Raw genomic sequence first — 1463 nt, forward strand, 5'->3', positions numbered from 1 at the left:
CGGGGACGCTGGGGGACGGGGACTGCGCGGTCATGTGGAGTTGCTCCTCTGGTGAACGGACGGTGGACGGCGGTCGGTGGACCGCTCCGCGCGGGGCAGGGGACGGCTCCCCCGGTGGTGCGGTGGCACGGGGACGGTCGGCCACCGGGGTGGCCGTGGTGCGGGCGGGGCCGACCGCCCGGCCTCTCGGCGGCGTGGTGGTACACGCGAGCGGCCGACGCCCGTGGGTGCGGGCGCGCGGGGCGGCGGCGCGGTGTGCGGGAGAACGGAGGCCTCGGGCCGCCCCGCCCCGGTCCGGCCGCCCTCGCCGCGTCAGCGATGCGCCGTGATCCGCCCCAGCCGGACGATCGCCGTCGCGGCCAGAGCGGTCGACGCGCAGGCGCAGACGACGAGTTGGACGGCGGCCGGCGACGGCAGCCGGGCCACCAGTGCGGCGGCCTCCGCGGCCCCCGCCCCGAGGCAGAGCAGGGCCGGCGCCCAGGCGATGCCGTACGCCTGGAGCAGCAGTCCCGTCCACAGCACCGCGCCGAGGGCGAGCAGCGCGGCCGTGCGCAGCGGGGTCGGCGGCGGGCCGCCGGGCCAGACGGCGTCGGCGGCGAGGGCCAGCGCCGCGAGGGCGGTGAGGTACACGGCGAGGCACAGGCCGAGGACTCGGGCGACGCCGGCGGGCAGGCCGCGGAGTGTGGTGGCGCGGGCGAGGACTCGCAGGGCCCGGCTGCGGAACCGGTAGAGCAGCCATTCGGCGGCTCCCATGCTGAGGGTGAGGGCGATGACGGTGGGGCCGGCGGGGTCGGCGTGGCTGCCGTGGCGCAGCACGTCCCCGAGCGCGGCGACGCCGGTGAGGACGCCGCAGCCGAGCCCGAAGAGCCCGTAGGGGGCGGAGGCGAGGGGGGAGAGGTCCGGTGGCGGCGTCCCCTCCTCCCGTACGGCCAGGGCGTTCTGGTACGCCGCCGTGCCGATCACCCCGGCCAGGGTGGCGAGCAGCAGGCCGACGGCCAGGGCGCGGGGCGGTTCGGCGACGAGGACGGCCGCGCCCCCGGCGGCGACGGGCAGCAGGGTGTACAGCAGCAGGCGTTCGCGGCCCAGGACGAGCAGGACGGTGGCGGCGGACAGGTAGAGCGCCTGGCCGACGGCGAACGAGGCGGCGCCGACGGGCCCGTGGAAGGCGAGCGCCGCCGCCGTGGCCAGGAGCGCGCCGAGCGGGGCGCCGGTGCGCAGGCAGCGGCCGGCGGCGGCCCGCCCGCCGGCGGCGAGCCGGAGGTAGGCGCGGTGGGCGAGTGCCTGGTTCCACGCCCAGGCCGTGAGGGCGGCGGCGACGAGCCCCGCGGTGCCGTCGGGCAGCCCGCCGGCGCCCCGGTCGCCGGTGAGCAGGGGTGCTCCGAGGGCGTATCCGAAGCCGGGGAGGGTGAAGACGAGGGAGCGGAGCAGGACGAGCGCGGGCTTGACCTGCCAGGGGTCGGGGG

1 protein-coding gene is annotated in these 1463 nt (G+C 79.5%); it reads right to left on the bottom strand.

Annotation, left to right across the window (positions count from 1 at the left end):
- Positions 1-312 precede the first annotated feature (312 nt).
- The coding region (locus ACSNOK_RS33000) for a hypothetical protein (RefSeq protein ID WP_436784469.1) at positions 313-1463 on the bottom strand (1151 nt) is incomplete at its 5' end.

The organism is Streptomyces sp. URMC 126, assembly GCF_051386555.1.
In the GTDB taxonomy this organism is placed as follows: Bacteria; Actinomycetota; Actinomycetes; order Streptomycetales; family Streptomycetaceae; genus Streptomyces.